The sequence below is a fragment of the Promicromonospora iranensis genome (assembly GCF_028994805.1).
In the GTDB taxonomy this organism is placed as follows: Bacteria; Actinomycetota; Actinomycetes; order Actinomycetales; family Cellulomonadaceae; genus Promicromonospora; species Promicromonospora iranensis.
Genome location: NZ_JAJQQP010000007.1, coordinates 303,764 through 321,141, shown reverse-complemented (window position 1 = coordinate 321,141; position 17,378 = coordinate 303,764). Strand labels below are relative to the sequence as shown.

Here is a 17,378-nt window from a genome sequence, read left to right as displayed (position 1 = left end):
AATAGCGCCCGAACCGCAACGGTGTTCGCTGAGCGCGAAACATGGGCGAGTTCGGGTGACACTACGATGCGTTCGTGGCAAACACGTCCCCCGCCTTCGACCAGCGTCCTGCCCGTGTGCGCACGGATTGGGGTATCTCCGGCGCTCTCGCCCTGACCGCCACGGATGCGCGCTCGTCGCTCGTGGTCGTCGTGGACGTGCTCTCCTTCTCGACGACGGTCACCGTCGCCTGTGAACAGGGCGCCGGGGTGTATCCGTTCCCGTACCACGATCCCGCCGGCGCCGCCCGGCTCGCGCGCACGATGCGCGCCGCCCTCGCCGGTCCGCGGTGGGAGGACGGCATCAGCATCTCCCCCGCGTCCCTGCAGGACCTGGACGCCGAGCGCCTCGTCATCCCGTCGCCCAGCGCCGCCCAGATCTGCCACACGATCGCCAACCGGGGCGCCCTCATCGTCGCGGGCAGCCTGCGCAACGCAAAGGCTGTGGCCGGCCTCGCGGCCGCGCACCTGGACGCTTCCGAGAAGCACGACGTGGTGCTCGTCCCCGTGGGCGAGCGGTGGCCCGACGACACGCTGCGCCCCGCGCTGGAGGACTACCTCGCCGTCGGTGCCATCGCGGCGCGGCTCACCTCCATGCTGCCCAAGGTCAGCGTCTCGCCGGAGACCGCGGCGACGGTGACCCTCTGGAAGGGCACCCAGGACACCATGGACTCGGTGGGCGGCACCGCGAGCGGTCGCGAGCTGCTCGACTCCGGGTTCGCCGACGACGTCACGATCGCCACCGAGGTCGACGCCACCGATGTGGTGCCGGTGCTGATGGACGGCGCCTTCGTGCCCCTCGGGCACCGGGTCGCAGCGGCCCGCAGCCGCAGGAACGTCACGGCCGGGGCACGCTGACCACCCCGCCGAGGTAGTCGCCTGGCGAGGTAGTACTACTGCGCCAGACGACTACCTCGGCGAGAGGTGTTCGGCCAGGGCCTCGACGATCTGGATGTCGCCGTCCAGCCAGGGGACGTCGTCCAGCTCGGCCGCCGTCAGCCAGCGCAGCTCGTCGTGGTCCTCCAGCGGTTCGGGCGCGCCGTCCTGCAGCCGCGCGAACCAGACCCGCATCCGGTGCTTGCTGGTGATCGCCCACCCGCCGTCGTCCGGTCCCGGAAGCTCGTCGCCGACGGCCACCGTCACGCCGAGCTCCTCGTCGAGCTCGCGGTGCAGCGCGGCGAGGTGCCCCTCACCCGGCTCCACCTTGCCGCCGGGGAACTCCCAGCGGCCGGCGAGCGCCGCCGGAGCCGAGCGACGGGCGGCGAGCAGCCGGGTGGGGTGGTCCAGGTCGTCCACGATCGCGGCCGCGACCACGTCGATGAGGGTCTCCTGCATGCCGAGCAGTCTTCCATCCGAACGCGCCGGCCACCCCTGGGTTCAGCGGACACAGCACGACGACGGCACCTCTGGGGAATGGCGCCGTCGTCGTGTGGTGCTGTGCTGTGTGTCAGTCAGCGAGCTGGAACTCGTTCGCCTTGGCGATCGCTTCCGCACGCGAGGACACGCCGAGCTTGCGGTAGACGCTACGGACCTGCGTCTTCACCGTGTTACGGGTGACGTACAGGCGTCGAGCAATCTGCTCGAGCGTGGCGTCCTCGGTGAGGTTCGCCAGAATTACCCGCTCACGACGGGTAAGGGTGGGCACACGGTGGTCAAGGGTCATCACAGTCATGGTCGTTTTCCTCCACACAGCGGCCGGTTCTGGGGTTCCGACCTACGGTTGCTGCTACGAGGTAGAGCCCTCCGCATGAAGTTCATGACGCGGTTCTGGACGAAGTTTCTGACTGTTACCGTTCCGATACCGAATCCGCCCCCCAGATGCGCGCAGGGCGACCTGAGGGGCGGTTCGACTCGGCTCGGCGGAGCCGCGGGCGTCAGCTGCCGGTGTGCGCCGCGTACTCCGCGGCGGTGAGCAGCTCGCCTGCTCCGGTGACCTCGACCTTGAAGAGCCAGCCCTTGCCGTACGGGTCCTGGTTCACGATCTCGGGGTTGTCCACAGCCTCGGTGTTTACCTCGGTGATGGTGCCGCTGACCGGTGAGTACAGCTCGGACACGGACTTGGTGGACTCGATCTCACCCACCACGGCGCCCGCCTCGACGGTCGCGCCCACCTCGGGGAGCTCCAGGTAGACCACGTCACCGAGTGCTTCGGCCGCGACGTCGGTCACGCCGATGACGGCGGGTGTGGATCCGTCGAGCCACTCGTGCTCGGTGGTGTACTTGAGGTTCTCGGGAAAATCGGCCATGACAGCTCCTTGCGCGCTTCGGGTTGAGGGGTACCGGCGGTCGGCCCACGTCGGCTCGACCACCTGAGGTTCAGCTCTGGGGACGACGGTAGAACGGCATCGGCACGACCACGAACGGTTCCGCCCGCCCGCGGACGTCGACCGCGAGCTCCGTGCCCTCCGCCGACACCTCGGGCGTCACGTAGGCCATGGCGATCGGGTAGCCCAGGGTGGGCGACGGCGCGCCGGACGTCACCTGGCCGACCACCGCTCCCAGCTCGCCGTCGACGCCACGCTGCACGACGTCGTACCCCGCCCGCGCCGGACGCCGGCCCTCGCCTCGAAGGCCCACCAGCACGCGCGCCGGCGGCGACTGCTTGCGTGCGGCCAGGGCGTCACGGCCCACGAAGGGAACCGGTGTGCCGTCGTCGGTCGCCTTGTCGAGGCGCACGACCCGTCCCATCCCCGCCTCGAAGGGCGTGGTGGTGGTGTCGAGCTCGTGGCCGTAGAGCGGCATGCCGGCCTCGAGGCGCAGCGAGTCACGCGCCGACAGTCCCGCCGGGACGAGGCCCACCGGCTCGCCCGCAGCGAGCAGCGCACGCCACAGCGCGACGGCCTGTCCCGCCGAGACCCAGATCTCGAACCCGTCCTCGCCGGTGTACCCGGTGCGGCCCACGAGCAGGGGCTCGCCCTCGAAGCGCATGCGCAGGCACGCGTAGTACTTGAGGTCGGCGAACGCCGTGCCGCCGGAGATCTCGGCGTCCTCCGCCAGACCGGCGGTGGCGAGCATGATCTCCGCGGCCCGCGGACCCTGCACCGCGATCAGCGCCTGGCCGGCCTGCACGTCCTTGAGCGCCACGTCGAACCCGGTGGCGCGCTCCTGCAGCTTCGCGAGCACGAGCTCCGCGTTCGCGGCGTTCGCGATGACCGAGTACTCACCGGGAGCGACGTGGTAGACGATCAGGTCGTCCAGCACGCTGCCGTCCTCGGCGCAGATCATCGAGTAGCGCGCGCCCATCTCCCGGACCTTGGAGATGTACCCGACGAGCGCGTGGTCGAGGAACGCGGCGGCGTCAGGCCCGGTCACGTTGATGTTGCCCATGTGCGACAGGTCGAACAGGCCGGCGGCCTCGCGCACCGCGCGGTGCTCGGCCAGGTCGGACGTGTACCGCAGCGGCATCAGCCAGCCGCCGAACGGCGTCATCGAAGCTCCGAGCGCGACGTGCTCGTCGTGCAGCGGGGTGGTCTTGTCAGCCACAGACTCTCCTTGGTTGTGGGCGTGTTTCGTGCGACTACCTGTCCTTTTGGGCGCAACGATCACGCCCACAACAGAGAACTACTCCGCGTAGGCCTCGACGGGAGGGCAGGAGCAGACCAGGTTGCGGTCACCCTTGGCACCGTCGATGCGGCGCACCGGCGGCCAGTACTTGGTGGCCCGGAGGCTCGCCACGGGGAACGCGGCGAGCTCGCGCGAGTAGGGCTTGTCCCACACGTCCGTCATGAGCGACGCCGCCGTGTGCGGCGCCCCGCGCAGCGGCGAGTCCGCGGCGCTCCAGCGGCCGGCCGCGACGGCGTCGATCTCACCGCGGATGGCGATCATGGCGTCGATGAACCGGTCGAGCTCCGCCAGGTCCTCCGACTCGGTGGGCTCCACCATGAGCGTGCCCGGCACCGGGAACGCCAGCGTGGGCGCGTGGAAGCCGTAGTCCATGAGCCGCTTCGAAACGTCCTCCGCGGTCACGCCGGTCTCGGCGGTGATCTTGCGCAGGTCGAGGATGCACTCGTGCGCCACCAGCCCGTTCGGGCCCGTGTAGAGCACGGGGAAGTACGGGTCGAGACGTGAGGCCACGTAGTTCGCCGTGAGGACGGCGGCCTTGGTCGCCTCGGTCAGCCCGTCCGGTCCCATCAGCGCCACGTAGGCGTACGAGATCGGAAGGATGCCGGCGGACCCGTACCGCGTCGACGCCACGGGGATGCCCGCCGAGCCGTCGGTCGCACCGGTCGCGACACCCGGCGTCGGGTCACCGGGAAGGAAGGGCACGAGGTGCTCGGCCACCGCGACCGGCCCGACGCCGGGACCACCGCCGCCGTGCGGGATGCAGAAGGTCTTGTGCAGGTTCAGGTGCGAGACGTCGCCGCCGAACTCGCCCGGGCGTGCCAGACCCACGAGCGCGTTCAGGTTGGCGCCGTCGATGTACACCTGGCCACCGGCGTCGTGCACCAGGTCACAGACCTCGCGCACGTGCTCCTCGTACACGCCGTGCGTGGACGGGTAGGTGATCATGATGCCCGCCACCTGGGGGCCGTGCTGGTCCAGCTTGGCCCGCAGGTCGTCCAGCAGGATCTCGCCGTCGTCCGCCGTCGCCACCACCACGACCCGCAGGCCCGCCAGCGCCGCCGACGCCGCGTTGGTGCCGTGGGCCGACGCCGGGATCAGCACGATGTCGCGCCCCTCGTCGCCACGCGACGCGTGGTACCCCTTGATCGCCAGCAGGCCCGCGAACTCGCCCTGGCTGCCCGCGTTGGGCTGGAGCGAGACCGCCGCGTAGCCGGTGATCTCGGCGAGCTGGTCCTCCAGCGCGGAGACGAGCTCGATGTAGCCCTGCGTCTGGTCGACGGGCGCGTACGGGTGGATGTCCGCGAAGCCGGGCCAGGAGATGGCCTCCATCTCGGCGGTGGCGTTGAGCTTCATGGTGCAGGAGCCCAGCGGGATCATCGTGCGGTCGAGCGCGAGGTCCTTGTCGGAGAGCTTGCGCAGGTAGCGGAGCATGCTGGTCTCGGAGCGGTGGGTGTGGAAGATCGGGTGGGTGAGGTACTCCGTCTTCCTGGTCAGGTCCGCGGGGAAGTCGGCGAACGCTCCCTGCACCTCGTTGGCTTCTGCAGTGGGCTTCGTCTCCAGACCCAGGGTGGTGAGGAGGGCGGTGGCGACTGTTGCGACGTCCTGAGCCGTCGTCGTCTCGTCCGTGGTGATCTGGATGTGGTCGGCGTCCGGGACGAAGAGGTTGTAGCCCGCGTCGGCTGCCGCGGCCGCTACGGCCTGGGCCTTGCCGGGGACGACGGCGCGGATCGTGTCGAAGAAGACGTCGTGCTCGACCGTGGCGCCCGCTGTGCGCAGCGTGTCGGCGAGGTCTGCCGCGTGCTGGTGGACGCGGGCGGCTATCGCCTTGAGACCGTCCGGGCCGTGGTAGACCGCGTACATGCTGGCCACGATGGCCAGGAGCGCCTGCGCGGTGCAGATGTTGCTCGTGGCCTTCTCGCGGCGGATGTGCTGCTCACGGGTGGCCAGGGCGAGACGGTAGCCGGCAGCGCCGTCGACGTCGATCGAGACACCGACCAGGCGGCCGGGGAGCTGCCGCTCCAGTCCCTTCCTCACCGCCATGTAGGCGGCGTGGGGGCCGCCGTAGAAGAGCGGGACGCCGAAGCGCTGCGCGGACCCGACCGAGATGTCGGCGCCGAGCTCGCCCGGGCTGACCAGGAGCGTGAGGGCGAGCAGGTCGGTGGCGACGGTGACGAGCGCCCCGGCCTCCTTGGCCTCGGCGACCACGCCGCGGGCGTCGAGCACCCGGCCGGACGCGCCGACCTGCTGGACCACGAGGCCGACGAGCTGGCCCGGGGGGAGCTCGGTGGGCAGGCCCGCCTGCAGCCCCTGGCTGAGGTCGGCGACCACCACGGGGAGGCCGATCGCCTCGGCACGCCCCCTCGCCACCGCGAGCGACTGCCCGAACAGGTCGGCGTCCAGGACGACGTACCCCTCCTTGGCCCGCGACGCCCGCCACATGAGGGCGACGGCCTCGGCGACGGCACTGGCCTCGTCGAGCAGGGAGGCGTTCGCGATCTCCAGCCCGGTGAGGTCCTCGACGGCGGTCTGGAAGTTGAGGAGCGCCTCGAGCCTGCCCTGGCTGATCTCCGGCTGGTACGGCGTGTAGGCCGTGTACCAGGCGGGAGACTCGAGCACGTTGCGGCGGATGACGGCGGGTGTGTGCGTGCCGTAGAAGCCCTGGCCGATCATCTGGGTCTTGACCTGGTTCTTGCCCGCGAGCTCACGCAGGTGGGCGAGCACCTCGGGCTCCGTGCGGGCAGCCGGCAGGTTCAGCGGCGCCTGGCTACGGATCGCCTTGGGCACCGCCCGGTCGACGAGGGCGTCCATGGTGTCGATGCCCAGCTGGTCCAGCATGGTGCTGACCTCGCGGCCGCGGGGGCCGAGATGCCGGTCGGCAAAGACGTCGGGGTTGTGGGGCGTGCGCACGGCGGGCTCCTGGCTGTCCGAGGGCGTGGGGACGACTGCGGTCCCTCCCCGCTCTGTCATCGGACGCGCTGCCCGGCTCGCGGGCGTACGTCTACCTGAGAGTTTTGCCGGTCCGTCGTGTCCCTGCCCGGAGGTCCGGGAGGAGGACGGGACGCGCCGACTTGCACCGTCGGTGGAGCCTCCGCGCCCGGTTGCCCGCGGCGGCGGCTCGCTTTCCAGAGTTGCCTCGCTGTGACGGTACGGGGGCCTGAGAGATTCCCGGGGAGGAAATTGCTCCTTCGGCGCCGGGTGCTCCGGAGGCGCCTCGCCCGACGGCGGTGGTGCGCACCCGGCCGGACTCTCCCGTCACGGTTCTGGCGGCACGGTCCTGGTGATCGAGCTGTCGTCACCCGGGACCGTTGAAGATCTTCAGTTATGCGCACATCGTAGCGGCGTGGCACCCCCGCTGGAGCCTCTCGCCAAGGTGATGTAGCCTTACATCATGAGCCATCGCACGCAGATCACGCTGGAGGATGCGCAGTACGAGCGCCTCCTGGCCGAGGCGCGCCAGACTGGTTTGGGCCTCGCCGAATTGGTGCGCCGCGCAGTGGACAAGACCTACGGCCGGTCCGGGACGGAAGAGTTTCGCGACGCCGTTGACCAGGCCTTCGGCGCGTGGTCCGAGCGAGATGCCGACGGTGAGGCGTACGTGGAACGAATCCGTACGGCACGCGCCGACCGGTTCGGTGAATGGTGACCGGGTCCCCGATCCTGGTCGACACCTCGGTGCTCATCGACCTGCTGCGCGGCAATGAGATGTCCCGTGACGTATTGGCCGGCGCCCGCCAGTTCGGGCGGTCTGTAACCGGATCCGTGCTGACCCGTACCGAGATCCTGGGCGGGATGCGAGCACCGGAGAAGACCCGCACCCGCAAGCTGCTGGACGTCATCGAGTGGGTGGACGTCGACCAGACGATCGCCGACGAGGCAGGTCGGCTCGCGCGCTCCTACCGCACGTCCCACTCGGGGATCGACATCGCCGACTACGTCATAGCGGCCTCGACGCTCACCACTGGCGCAGATCTTTGGACGAGAAACATCAAGCACTTCCCGATGTTTCCCGACCTGGCCCCGCCGTACTGACAGTCGCTCCCGATCGCTTCGGCGACTATCCGAGGTCGATCTCGCGCGCCGCGGCGACCATCTCGTCCACGACCGCCCGGACCGCGGGCCCTGGCTCGTGCCTGTTCTTTCGGTGCCGCACCACCATGCGCCGCGAACCGAGACCCGCGAGCGCGACCACGGCGACGCCGTCGGGCACCTCCTGCTGCAGGGCCAGGGCGGGCAGCATCGCCACCCCCTGGCCGGCGGCGACCAGGGAGATGGCGGTGTCGAAGTCGTTGTAGGCGTGCCGGGTCTCGAAGGTCGTGCCGAGCTGGGCGGCCAGGCGGCCGAGCGCGCGGTCCGCGGCCGAGCCTGCCTGCGGACCGACCCACATGAGACCCGCGAGGTCGTCGATGCGCTCCGGCTCGGGCAGGCTGGTCGGGACGACGATGCGCCAGGGCTCGTCGAGCAGCGGGACGTCGTGGGCGCCGCGCGGTGCCGGGGCATCGACGTCGACATCCCGCTCCAGCACGATCGCGTCGAGGTCGCCGGCGCGCAGCCGGCGGGTCGCCTCCGGCGGGTCGTACTCCTGCACGTCCACCTCGATGTGCGGGTGGCGCTCGGCGAGCGAGACGAGCATCGGTGCGACGACCGTACGGATGGCGGTCTGGATCGACCCGACCGACACCCGCCCCGTCAGCTCCCCGCCCAGAGCGGCGACGGCCTGGCGCGCCTGGACCAGCTCAGCCTCGATGCTCTCGGCCGCGTCGGCGAGCACCCGGCCGGCCGGCGTGAGGGTCACTCCACGAGGTCCGCGGTCGAGCACGTCGATGCCCTCCTCGGCCTCCAGGCGGGCGATCTGCTGGGAGACGGCGGAGGGCGTCACGTGCAGGAGATCAGCGGCTGCGAGCACTCCGCCGGCGCGGTGCACGGCGAGGAGAAAAGCGAGTCTTCGCGGGTCCGTCGGCATGTAGCAATGCTACATGCCGGAGTCACGAACATTCGATTGTGCTGAACGCGAATCTGCCCCATGCTTGATCCTGGCGGCGGTCGGAGCATGCTCCTCCCGGACCACACGCCACCACCCCCACATGGATTCCGGCTCCCGGTCTCCAGCACATCCTCGAATCGTTTCGATTCCAGTTTCCCAGGAGTATTGCCATGTCCCTCATGATGGTTGCCACCGCTCTCGGCTGGGTCGGCGCGCTCGCCGGCCTCGTGGCCTACGCCATGGTCAGCCGTGGGCGCTGGAACGCCGACTCCCTCGCGTTCCAGGGCACCAACATGCTTGCCGCCGTGACCATGCTGACGGTCGCCGCGTCGAACGGCGTCTGGCCGTCCGCCGCCGCGAACATCGCCGCGATCCTGATCGGCGCGAACGCCGTCGCCACGGTGGTCCGCGCGAAGAAGCGGCGGACGGAGAGCGCGCCCACGCTGACCGTCGTCGAGGACATCGAGCAGGACGACCAGGAGCCGGCCGCACAGGCCGCCGTCGGCCACCGCGCCTACGCCGAGGCCGCCTGACGGTTTCCCGTCTCCTGGGGTCCTCGCGAGGTCCGGCGCCGCGGCGCCGGGCCTCGCGCGGTCTGTGCGGCCGGGCAGCATTTGCGGGTGGCGCCGCATGTGGTGCGCTGTCCAGATGAACCCGCGCATCCAACAGGTGGTGCTCGACACCACCGACGCACGTGCCCTCGCCGAGTTCTACCGGCAGCTCTTCGAGCTCTCCTACCGTCCCGGTGACGAGCCGCCGCCGTCCGGCGCGCCGGACCCGAAGGGCCGCGACTGGCTCGTCCTGCGGAACGACGACGGCGTTCCCCTCGCGTTCCAGCAGGTCGACGAGCTACCGAGGTCGACGTGGCCGGAACCCGGCGTACCGCAGCAGCTCCATCTGGACACCACCGTGCCCGACGTCACCGCCCTCGCCGAGGCGCGCGACCGCGCCCTCGCGCTCGGTGCGACCCTGCGCTACGACCGGTCGGACGACCCGGAGGAACCGCTCTACGCACTCGCCGACCCGGCAGGCCACACCTTCTGCATCTTCGTGGGCTGACCCGAGCACTCACTGACCGACCGGGACGTCAGGACCGGCCGAGCGCCGCTCACCCGGCCACGGCTTTCACCAGTCGACGTCCACGACCAGGGCACGGTGGTCCGAGACGCCCGTGTCCACCACCCTGCCCTCTGCGATCGGCGTCCCGCTCGAGGTAGACCCTGCGCCGTCGGGCAGGGCGGTCCCGCCGTCCCACAGGACGTGGTCGATCTGGAACCGCGGGTCGTGCCGGGGGAAGGTGTCGCCCGTCGCGAGCGGACGCCAGCCGGTGCGGTCGGCCGGCACCGAACCGCGAAGGTTGAAGTCCCCCAGCAGCACCAGCGGCCGGGGTAACCCTGCGAGCCGGCTCCGCAGGTGGTCGACCTGGCGTTCCGCGTGCCGCTCGCCCGGCGTGCCACGGCGGTATCCGACAGCGCGCCGGGTCAGGCCTCCCGCCCAGGTGGCCGACGGGAACCGGTACACGCTGAGGTGGGTGCACACGACCGTGAGCGGACCCGAGGGTGCGTCGACCTCGGCCGCGAGCGCCACCCGTGGCTCGTCGGTGCCGAGCTGGATCCTGCCCCACACCCACGGGGTCGCGGGCGGCAGGAGCACCGTGTGCCAGCTCCGCACGGGGTAGCGGGAGAGCAGTGCTATGCCGTAGCCGGGGGCGTCGAGCCGTTCCGCGCGGCGGGCTCGGCGTCGGACGCCGGGGTAGCGGAACGGGCCTGCGAGCGCGGGTCGGAACCGGTGGTCGACCGCGCCCATGGCCGCCGCGCAGAGCCGTGCCTGGTCGGCTCCCCCGGACCGGGCCTGCCGCAGGTCGACCTCTTGCAGCCCGACGACGTCGGCGTCGAGCGCCGCGACGGCACCGGCGAGCCGCTGGTTGTCGACGCGGCCGTCAGGGCCGAGGCCGTGCTGGATGTTGAACGTGGCGAGGCGCACGCCCTGATCATGGTCCCGATGTGCCCGCCGTCGCGACCGCACGAGCCGGCCGGGAGAGATCCCGGCCGGCTCGTCTCAGAGTTCTTCGGGCGGGATGGGTTTTTCCAGGAACTCTTCGATCGCCTCGCGTGTCGGGAACACCGTGACCTCCGGACCGGAGAACAGGTGCACGAGCGAGTAGGCGATGTCCCGGACCGCGATGTTCGCCAGGTTCGACGCCTGCCGCAGCTGCTCGAACGCGGCTTCCTCGTCGATGCCGTAGACCACCATGAGCACGCCCTTGGCCTGCTCGATGACCGCTCGCCGCTCGGCCGAGGCCTGGATCGAGGCCGTCGCGTCGCGGGCCGCCGCCTCCCGGTGCGACTCCGTGACGTCGATGAAGTAGCCGAACAGCTCCGTGACCCGGCCTGTCGCGGGGTCGCGCCGTCCCTGGCCCGTCACGGCCAGCGTGCGCGTCTTGCCGCGGGCGTCCCGGATGCGGTGCACCGAGCTGAACGGCTGCCCGGTCTCCGCGGCGCGGCGCAGCAGGCCGTCGACCCGTGCCCGGTCGTCGGGGTGCTTGTGGGAGAGCATGAGGGGCGTCGTCGGCACGATCTGGCCCGGATCGAAGCCGTGCATCACGTATACCTCGTCCGACCAAGCCCACTGACCTGTCGCCAGGTCCAGCCGATACCGACCGACCGGGGGTCGGGCACCTCCGGCGAGCACTTCCTCGAGCGTCTCGTCGAGCGGGGGCTCGCTGGGCGTGGTTGGGGAAGTCACGAGGCTCCTTCCAGAACAGTTCGCAGAACCGGTGCTCTGACAGTACGGGATATGCGACACGCTGGCCCACGGGCTAGCGTGTTTTTGAGGGTCGAGCAGAGGCCACCACATCGGTCGGACACGTCACACGACGATGGAGGACAAGATGAGCCAGGACCAGCCCTTTCCCCCGCAGCAGCAGAATCCGCCCGGCTCGACGGATCAGATGATCCCCACGCCGGACCATGGCGAGGCCAGCTACGTCGGCAGCGAGAAGCTGGTCGGCTACAAGGCCCTGGTGACCGGCGGTGATTCCGGCATCGGTCGCGCGGTGGCCATTGCGTTCGCCCGCGAGGGCGCCGACGTCGCCATCTCCTACCTCCCCGAGGAGGAGAAGGACGCGCGCACGACGGCGGAGTGGGTGCGCAAGGCAGGACGGCAGTGCGCGCTCCTGCCCGGCGACCTGCGGGACGAGGCGACCGCGCGCGGGGTCGCGCACCGGGCCGCCGGTGAGCTGGGCGGTATCGACGTCCTGGTGAACAACGCGGGTTATCAGATGGCACGTCGAGCGTCCGTCGAGGAGGTGACGACCGACGAGCTGGACCGCGTGCTCAAGACCAACCTGTACGCGCTGTTCTGGGTGACCCAGTCCGCGCTCTCGCACCTCGGCGAAGGGGGTGCCATCATCAACAACTCCTCGATCCAGGCCTACCAGCCGTCGAACTCGCTGCTCGATTATGCGGCCACCAAAGCAGCGATCAACAACATCACGGTGAATCTCGCCGCAGAGCTGGGGCCTCGCGGGATCCGGGTGAACGCCGTGGCACCCGGACCGATCTGGACACCCCTGCAGCCGGCCACCCAGCCCGAGGAGAAGATAGCGCCGTTCGGTCAGGACACGCCCCTGGGACGCGCCGGGCAGCCGGCCGAGGTGGCGCCGGCGTTCGTGTACCTGGCGTCACCCGTGACGGCGTCGTACGTCTCCGGCACGGTGCTCGGCGTCACCGGTGGCAAGCCGGTGTTCTGAGCGGGACGGAGCAGGCGGTCGTCCTACACCTCGGGGACCGGCTGCCGGCCGGCGGCTCCCGTGACGGCCCGCGCCTGCAGGACGAACGACCGGCCGTCGCGCACTGCCCACTCCACGTCCACCGCGACCTCGTACAGCTCCTCGATGCGCGTACCGAGCGCGGCGAGGTCCGCGGCCTGCGCGTCGGTGAGTGACGGTAGCTCCCGCAGCTCAGCGGGAACCGGCTCGTTCCGGGTCCCGTCCTCGCTCCGCACCGTACGCACGTCCTTGGTGCTGATGGTCGTCCCGACGGCGCCGCCGAGCCGGGCCACCAAGAAGGTGTCGGGTGTGACCTGCCCGCTGACGACGGCCGCCCCCAGCCCCCACGCCGCGTTGATCAGCACGCTGTCCCGAGAACCGGTCATCGGGTCGACGGTGAACAGGACGCCGGCGGCGTCGGCGTCGACCAGGTCCTGCACCACCACCGCGAGGGCTACCCCGTCGGCGGGGATACCGTGCCGGGCGCGGTAGCCGATGGCACGCGCCGTCCACAGGGAGGACCAGCAGTCCCGGACCGCACGCAGCAGTGCCTCCTCGCCGCGGATGTTGAGGTACGAGTCCTGCTGGCCCGCGAACGACATCCCCGGCAGGTCCTCGGCGGTGGCCGAGGAGCGCACGGCGAGTGCGCCGGTGCCGGCGGGGTGCAGCCTCGAGTGGCCGGCCCGGACGGCGTCGGCCACCGCGCCCGGGATCTCCAGCTCTGCGAACACCTGAGCGATGCGGGCCGCAGCTGCCTCGTACGTCTCGGGCCGGCCCGGGTCGACCAGTCCCGCGGCTTCGACGATCACGTGCTGCGGTGCGCCCCTCACCGCCGCACGGTAGGCGTCGGTGGTGACGTGAAAGCCGCCGGGAACCGGTAGGCCTGCGGCGGCCAGGCGCGCCAGCGACGAGCCCTTTCCACCGGTCGTCGCGAGGTCGGTTGCCGCCGGGTCCGCCAGCTCGAGCACGAACGGCTGCGCGACGTGGGTGCTCACGGGGTTCTCCTTGTCCGGAGCTCCTCGGCGGTCAGGCCCGGCGCGCGTCGGCCCCGTGCTCGCGGAGGGTGTCCAGGTATGGGTGACCAGATCATCGATCGGGCCACGCTCGAGGCTAGTTTCGCCGGTGAATGGGGTCAATCGGCTGCGGCGGGTCGTGACGGCGGTTCAGATTCCTCCCCGGCACGTGGAACCTTTCTCCCAGTCGCCCGCGTGGTGGGGGACATGACGAGGAGAGCGCGCGACCATGTCCGCCCCGGTGAGTGACGACCCGCTGGTCAGGGTCGACGTCACGCGGACCAAGGACGAGGAGTTCACGGCGTTCGTGCAGGACGCCGGCCCGTACCTCTACAAGACGGCGCTCTTCCTGTCCGGTGACCCGCACCGGGCCGAGGAGCTCGTGCAGGCGACCTTCGAACGCTCCTACCGGTCGTGGCACAAGGCGCGTGCCGGCGAGCCCCGCGCCTACGCCCGCCGGATCCTGCTCAACCTGCGCATCGACGGCTGGCGCCGAACCCGCCACGAGGTGACGTCCGACGCCGTTCCGGCCGGCTCGGTCGCGGGTCCCGCGGACGGCGTCGCCGTGCGGGACGAGGTGATGCGCGCGTTGTCGCAGCTCCCCGTCGCGCAGCGTCGCGTGGTCGTGCTGCGCCACCTGCTCGACCTCACCGCGGAGCAGACCGCCCAGGAGCTCGGGATCCCCCTCGGCACGGTCAAGTCCGCCAACGCACGCGGGATCGCCCGCCTGCGCGACATCTTCGAGGAGGGTGCGCGATGAGCATCGACGACACGGACGTCCTGGCCCGCCTCCGGGCCGGTGCCGACACGGTCGAGGAGCACCGGTTCGACGCCCACGAGGTGCTCGCCGGGAGCCGGCGCGCGCTGCGGCGTCGGCGGTCGTGGCAGGCGGTGGGCGCCTGCACGACGGCGGCCGCCGTCGCCCTCTCGCTGGCCCTCACGGGGCCGGTGCCCGTGCCAGGGCTGGGGGACGTCACGCTTCCCGGGAGCGAGCAGGTGCGAGAGCTGCTGGGGATCACGGAGGTGTCGGGCTGTGACGTCCCGGAGCGAGCGGTGCGGCGGACGCCTGATCCCGAGGTGCCGTCCGGCAGCCGACCGGGAGTGACGTACGACCTGACCGACGCACGGCCGATGTCACCCTGCTTCGACATCCGGATCGACGACGTGCTGGCTGGTGACCGGAATCCCGAGAACGTGAACGAGTTCGGAGCGTTCTGGCAGGCGCGCAATTTCGGGATCAGCGACGGGTACCTCCTTGGCTACCAGGTGTTCGGCACTGATGGGCTGCAAGGGGAGCTGACCAGCACCGGGCACACCAGGGTGATGGGCCTGACCGCTCAGGGGCGCCGGGCGGCGTGGTACGAGGTGGCCGGCGAGACACCGGAAGAGCTCATGGACTCGCCGTACACGCTTCGGACGACCACTCCCGCCATGGGTGACACCCGCACCCTCGCCGAGATCCCCCGGCGAGACACTGACTACCCGACGATGACTGCCGGCCGTATCGCGTGGCGGCACGGGACTATCGCCTCCGTGACTCGCGCCGACGGTTCCGGCCAGCCGGAGGTCCTGGCCCGCCAGGCGACCGCCGTGGGGAGCGACGCCGACGAGCTTGTCGTGGCGACGCTCGGGCGGGATGCCGACGGCCACTCGACGACGACCTTCACGTCGTACGGGGACGGCGGCAGCGTGGCGACCCTGCTGACGGTGAGAAACCCGGACGACGACGCACCCGTCTCGTTCGTCGACATCACCGACGACGTGCTCGTCTATGTCCACGGCAGCGACGCGGTCACGCTCACCGTCGTCCCACGGGTGGACGGAGGAGTCAGTCCCGACGAGGACGAGACCATCACCGTCCGACTGACCGACAGCCAGGTGTCCGGTCTCTCCGCGGCGGGCGACGCCGTCGTCTGGTCGACCGGCCCAGTCGCCTATCTGCTGCGCGACACCGCGCCGAGCCGAGCGGCCGGCCCTGATCTGATCCGAGTCGGACAGGGCGGTCCACAAGTACTGGTGTTGATCGGCCTGGCCGGCGACCGGATCTCCTGGAACACACCTGGAGGGTCCGAGGCCGAGGTGAAGGTGATGGTCGGCACTCTCCTGGAGTCCGGCCGGCCGGCCGGCACCACCACACGCACGGAACAGGCGGAGCCCGGACAGCCGGGACGTGCCGTGCGACACACGGCAGCGCCGATCGTGACGGTGCCGGAGGACGCGGTCTTCCGCACGTACGACTGACAACCCGGGCGCAGCACGAAGGTCCGCCTCGACCAAGCGGTTCGGCAGGCATTCTCGGGAGGATGCCTGCCGAAGCGCTTGGTCGAAGCGGACCTTGTGGGAACGCTCGGCTAGTTGACCGTGATGGCCACCGACGCCTGCGAGGGCGCCTGCAGGGTCGTGCCCGCGTACTTCGCGATCCACTTACCCGAGGTGCTCGTCGCGACCGGCGTCGAGTAGGTCCCGTTCGCACCGGTGCTGACGGTCTTCTTGTAGACCGGTGCTGCCGAGCCCGCCGGGTCGAAGTACAGCTTGACCGGTGTGTTGGGGGACGGCTTGTCCGCGGCGCCGCCGCCGCTGACGAGCTGCACCTTCCGCACCTCACCACTGAGGGTGATGGTCTTCGGCCCGGTGAACGACGTGTCCGACGCCGAGACGGTGGTGGTGCTGGCGCGCTTCACCACGATGGTCGTGACGGTGGAGTCCTGGACCAGGACGTTGTGCGTGCAGCTGCTCAGGCCGCTGGCGGCGTCGTTCGCGGCCCAGCTGGGTGCGGAACAGGCCTTCATGGCGTCCCGGATGCCGATGTCATAGATGCCCGCGGGCAGGGTCGGGTTGAAGGTGAACGTCGCGGCACTGGTGCCGACTCCGGCGTGCACCATCTCGCGCTCCACGCGGTACCCGTCGGGGAAGCTGCCCTCGCCGCGCCGGCTTTGGGCACTGACCCAGCCCGACTTCCCGCCGACGGTGAAGCCGAGGCTGCCGACGTCGACCCGGCGCTGCACCGGGGCAAGGCCCACCACGACGTCGTGCGTCATCAGGTGGTCACCCGCGGTGAAGCCGTTCTGCGTAGCGCTCACCGAGCCCTGTCGCAGCGTGGTCGTGCGTTCCCGTTCCGCGGAGGTGATGGTCCATACCGCTCGCGCGCCCGCGTCGGTCATCGGCATCTCGGCCCGCCACTTACCGGAGCCGCCCGGCTTCTGCCGGCTCGTGAAGAAGCCTCGCGAGTCGGTCGTGAGGGTCGCTCGCAGGGCCTCCGGCGCGTCGCCGGTCGGGTCGAAGTACAGCTTCACCTGCTGACCGGTGGCAGGCAGGTAGTCACCGGTGCCGAGGCTCCGGATGTTCGCGGCGCCCGAGACCGAGATCGTCGAGCCGGCAGGCGCGCTCGACGTCGACGTCCAGATCGAGGGAATGTTCCGCTGTGCACGGAACGGCACCGAGACCGGGTCGGCGGTACGGATCGGCACGTTGACGACCCCGTCGGAGGTCGTCACCGCGATCTCGGCGGCCACGCTGACCTGGTAGACGCCCGACTTCGCGTCCGCGGACAGCGGCACGGTGGAGGTCCAGGCGTTGGCGGTCCCGGAACCCACGAACTGCGCGCCCACGAGGTCCCGGCCGTCGGGGTCGACCATCGTCATCCGCCCCGACCGCATCGCCGCGGACGTCCCGTTGTGGGTGATGCTGAGCGTCCCGACGATGGATCCCCGCACGTCCGAACCCGGCGGCAGGGAGATCTTCGCCGTGACGGTGACGTCCTGCACCTGCCTGGTCATGGTCTGCGCCTGCGTCGTCTGCCCCGCGGAAGGTCCTGGCTCCGCCGCCGCATCGGGTGTCGCGGCCACGCTCGACGTCGCGATGCCGGTCATCGTCAGTGCCGCACCGAGCACCATGCTCAGTGGCACACGCATCTTTGATCTCATCAGTCCATGCCCCTTGTCCTGGGGACGCGGACGCGTCCCGCCCCAGCCGCATGTTCTCCCGGGCGGCAAGGGCGGGCCACGGGAGGCGGT

18 protein-coding genes and 1 riboswitch are annotated in these 17,378 nt (G+C 70.8%); of the genes, 8 read left to right on the top strand and 10 right to left on the bottom strand.

Annotated features, from left to right (window positions below; all coding sequences use genetic code 11):
* Positions 1-74 precede the first annotated feature (74 nt).
* Positions 75-896 carry a 2-phosphosulfolactate phosphatase gene (locus tag LUM46_RS14260; RefSeq protein WP_274994728.1) on the top strand — a complete coding sequence of 274 codons (822 nt, stop codon included), beginning with the start codon at positions 75-77 and terminating at the stop codon, positions 894-896.
* 51 nt (positions 897-947) lie between these two features.
* Here the strand turns inward: LUM46_RS14260 and LUM46_RS14255 are convergent, their stop codons facing one another.
* The 5 genes from LUM46_RS14255 to gcvP all read right to left on the bottom strand — a co-directional run bounded on the left by LUM46_RS14255 (position 948) and on the right by gcvP (position 6,569).
* Positions 948-1,373, bottom strand: coding sequence for a (deoxy)nucleoside triphosphate pyrophosphohydrolase (locus LUM46_RS14255; RefSeq protein ID WP_274994727.1), 426 nt, complete (start codon positions 1,371-1,373; stop codon positions 948-950).
* A 112-nt stretch (positions 1,374-1,485) separates the two neighbouring features.
* The gene (locus LUM46_RS14250) at positions 1,486-1,701 is read right to left on the bottom strand and encodes a LuxR C-terminal-related transcriptional regulator (RefSeq protein ID WP_274994726.1); all 216 of its coding nucleotides are present in this window, start codon (positions 1,699-1,701) and stop codon (positions 1,486-1,488) included.
* Positions 1,702-1,912: 211 nt separating this feature from the next.
* The gene (gene gcvH / locus LUM46_RS14245) at positions 1,913-2,284 is read right to left on the bottom strand and encodes a glycine cleavage system protein GcvH (RefSeq protein WP_274994725.1); all 372 of its coding nucleotides are present in this window, start codon (positions 2,282-2,284) and stop codon (positions 1,913-1,915) included.
* Positions 2,285-2,354: 70 nt separating this feature from the next.
* Positions 2,355-3,521 carry a glycine cleavage system aminomethyltransferase GcvT gene (gene gcvT, locus LUM46_RS14240; RefSeq protein ID WP_274994724.1) on the bottom strand — a complete coding sequence of 389 codons (1,167 nt, stop codon included), beginning with the start codon at positions 3,519-3,521 and terminating at the stop codon, positions 2,355-2,357.
* A 78-nt stretch (positions 3,522-3,599) separates the two neighbouring features.
* Positions 3,600-6,569 carry an aminomethyl-transferring glycine dehydrogenase gene (gcvP, locus tag LUM46_RS14235; protein WP_274994722.1) on the bottom strand — a complete coding sequence of 990 codons (2,970 nt, stop codon included), beginning with the start codon at positions 6,567-6,569 and terminating at the stop codon, positions 3,600-3,602.
* Between the two features lie 165 nt (positions 6,570-6,734).
* Positions 6,735-6,864, bottom strand: a riboswitch (glycine riboswitch).
* A gap of 126 nt (positions 6,865-6,990) precedes the next feature.
* Between gcvP and LUM46_RS14230 the strand changes: the two genes are divergently transcribed.
* Together LUM46_RS14230 and LUM46_RS14225 are read left to right on the top strand one after the other, a co-directional pair.
* Positions 6,991-7,245: a ribbon-helix-helix protein, CopG family gene (locus tag LUM46_RS14230; RefSeq protein WP_274994721.1), complete on the top strand. Its 255-nt coding sequence runs from the start codon at positions 6,991-6,993 to the stop codon at positions 7,243-7,245.
* Entirely contained in the window at positions 7,239-7,631 is a 393-nt protein-coding gene (locus LUM46_RS14225) for a type II toxin-antitoxin system VapC family toxin (protein ID WP_274994720.1), read from the top strand. Before LUM46_RS14230 ends, LUM46_RS14225 begins: the two co-directional genes overlap by 7 nt.
* Positions 7,632-7,656: 25 nt before the next feature.
* Here LUM46_RS14225 and LUM46_RS14220 read toward each other — a convergent pair whose 3' ends face one another.
* Positions 7,657-8,562 carry a LysR family transcriptional regulator gene (locus tag LUM46_RS14220; RefSeq protein WP_274994719.1) on the bottom strand — a complete coding sequence of 302 codons (906 nt, stop codon included), beginning with the start codon at positions 8,560-8,562 and terminating at the stop codon, positions 7,657-7,659.
* 191 nt (positions 8,563-8,753) lie between these two features.
* Between LUM46_RS14220 and LUM46_RS14215 the strand changes: the two genes are divergently transcribed.
* Entirely contained in the window at positions 8,754-9,116 is a 363-nt protein-coding gene (locus tag LUM46_RS14215) for a CBU_0592 family membrane protein (protein ID WP_274994718.1), read from the top strand.
* Positions 9,117-9,231: 115 nt separating this feature from the next.
* Positions 9,232-9,642 carry a VOC family protein gene (locus LUM46_RS14210; RefSeq protein WP_274994717.1) on the top strand — a complete coding sequence of 137 codons (411 nt, stop codon included), beginning with the start codon at positions 9,232-9,234 and terminating at the stop codon, positions 9,640-9,642.
* A gap of 66 nt (positions 9,643-9,708) precedes the next feature.
* Here the strand turns inward: LUM46_RS14210 and LUM46_RS14205 are convergent, their stop codons facing one another.
* Positions 9,709-10,566: an endonuclease/exonuclease/phosphatase family protein gene (locus LUM46_RS14205; RefSeq protein WP_274994716.1), complete on the bottom strand. Its 858-nt coding sequence runs from the start codon at positions 10,564-10,566 to the stop codon at positions 9,709-9,711.
* Between the two features lie 75 nt (positions 10,567-10,641).
* A complete protein-coding gene (locus tag LUM46_RS14200; protein ID WP_274994715.1) occupies positions 10,642-11,328 on the bottom strand; it encodes a PAS and ANTAR domain-containing protein in 687 nt (228 codons plus the stop codon).
* Between the two features lie 145 nt (positions 11,329-11,473).
* On the opposite strand from LUM46_RS14200, the gene LUM46_RS14195 reads away from it, so the two are divergent.
* Entirely contained in the window at positions 11,474-12,334 is an 861-nt protein-coding gene (locus LUM46_RS14195) for an SDR family oxidoreductase (RefSeq protein ID WP_274994714.1), read from the top strand.
* Positions 12,335-12,357: 23 nt separating this feature from the next.
* On the opposite strand, the gene LUM46_RS14190 is transcribed toward LUM46_RS14195, so the two are convergent.
* Positions 12,358-13,347, bottom strand: coding sequence for a PEP/pyruvate-binding domain-containing protein (locus LUM46_RS14190; protein WP_274994712.1), 990 nt, complete (start codon positions 13,345-13,347; stop codon positions 12,358-12,360).
* 247 nt (positions 13,348-13,594) lie between these two features.
* Between LUM46_RS14190 and LUM46_RS14185 the strand changes: the two genes are divergently transcribed.
* Together LUM46_RS14185 and LUM46_RS14180 are read left to right on the top strand one after the other, a co-directional pair.
* Complete coding sequence (locus LUM46_RS14185) at positions 13,595-14,125, top strand: SigE family RNA polymerase sigma factor (protein ID WP_274994711.1); 531 nt, start codon at positions 13,595-13,597, stop codon at positions 14,123-14,125.
* Positions 14,122-15,606: a hypothetical protein gene (locus LUM46_RS14180; protein WP_274994709.1), complete on the top strand. Its 1,485-nt coding sequence runs from the start codon at positions 14,122-14,124 to the stop codon at positions 15,604-15,606. Before LUM46_RS14185 ends, LUM46_RS14180 begins: the two co-directional genes overlap by 4 nt.
* Before the next feature lie 110 nt (positions 15,607-15,716).
* On the opposite strand, the gene LUM46_RS14175 is transcribed toward LUM46_RS14180, so the two are convergent.
* A complete protein-coding gene (locus LUM46_RS14175) occupies positions 15,717-17,276 on the bottom strand; it encodes a hypothetical protein (RefSeq protein WP_274994708.1) in 1,560 nt (519 codons plus the stop codon).
* Positions 17,277-17,378 lie beyond the last annotated feature (102 nt).

Bases quoted from the DNA above. Each gene is read 5' to 3' on its own strand.
- LUM46_RS14215 (WP_274994718.1), top strand. From the start codon at position 8,754: ATGTCCCTCATGATGGTTGCCACCGCTCTCGGCTGGGTCGGCGCGCTC.
- gcvH (WP_274994725.1), bottom strand. From the start codon at position 2,284: ATGGCCGATTTTCCCGAGAACCTCAAGTACACCACCGAGCACGAGTGG.
- LUM46_RS14175 (WP_274994708.1), bottom strand. From the start codon at position 17,276: ATGCGTGTGCCACTGAGCATGGTGCTCGGTGCGGCACTGACGATGACC.
- LUM46_RS14250 (WP_274994726.1), bottom strand. From the start codon at position 1,701: ATGACCCTTGACCACCGTGTGCCCACCCTTACCCGTCGTGAGCGGGTA.
- LUM46_RS14255 (WP_274994727.1), bottom strand. From the start codon at position 1,373: ATGCAGGAGACCCTCATCGACGTGGTCGCGGCCGCGATCGTGGACGAC.
- LUM46_RS14195 (WP_274994714.1), top strand. From the start codon at position 11,474: ATGAGCCAGGACCAGCCCTTTCCCCCGCAGCAGCAGAATCCGCCCGGC.
- LUM46_RS14180 (WP_274994709.1), top strand. From the start codon at position 14,122: ATGAGCATCGACGACACGGACGTCCTGGCCCGCCTCCGGGCCGGTGCC.
- LUM46_RS14210 (WP_274994717.1), top strand. From the start codon at position 9,232: ATGAACCCGCGCATCCAACAGGTGGTGCTCGACACCACCGACGCACGT.
- LUM46_RS14225 (WP_274994720.1), top strand. From the start codon at position 7,239: ATGGTGACCGGGTCCCCGATCCTGGTCGACACCTCGGTGCTCATCGAC.
- LUM46_RS14220 (WP_274994719.1), bottom strand. From the start codon at position 8,562: ATGCCGACGGACCCGCGAAGACTCGCTTTTCTCCTCGCCGTGCACCGC.
- LUM46_RS14185 (WP_274994711.1), top strand. From the start codon at position 13,595: ATGTCCGCCCCGGTGAGTGACGACCCGCTGGTCAGGGTCGACGTCACG.
- LUM46_RS14230 (WP_274994721.1), top strand. From the start codon at position 6,991: ATGAGCCATCGCACGCAGATCACGCTGGAGGATGCGCAGTACGAGCGC.
- gcvP (WP_274994722.1), bottom strand. From the start codon at position 6,569: ATGACAGAGCGGGGAGGGACCGCAGTCGTCCCCACGCCCTCGGACAGC.